Source organism: Vibrio sp. S12_S33 (genome assembly GCF_963889785.1).
GTDB classification, from domain to species: Bacteria; Pseudomonadota; Gammaproteobacteria; order Enterobacterales; family Vibrionaceae; genus Vibrio; species Vibrio aestuarianus.
Genome location: NZ_CAWPQZ010000365.1, coordinates 1 through 255, shown reverse-complemented (window position 1 = coordinate 255; position 255 = coordinate 1). Strand labels below are relative to the sequence as shown.

Here is a 255-nt window from a genome sequence, read left to right as displayed (position 1 = left end):
GCCGTGTCTTAAAAGTTGGCTACAACACCGTGTTACGCACTTTAAAAAACTCTGGCCAAGGCAAGTGACCTCTATACCCTTCGATAAAGCAAACATCTCTCTAATCTATGAAGTTGATGAGCAATGGCCATTCGTAGGTAAAAAGAAAAATCGCCGCTGGCTTTGGTATGCTTGGTAGCCTCGCTATAAGCGCATCATTGCTCACGCATTTGGTAGCTGTAGTACGGATGCTCTGCGCTCGTTGCTCGCTTTGCT

1 pseudogene is annotated in these 255 nt (G+C 46.3%); it reads left to right on the top strand.

What is annotated here, in order from left to right:
- A pseudogene (locus AACW06_RS20475) lies at positions 1-255 on the top strand (IS1 family transposase); the annotation flags it as partial.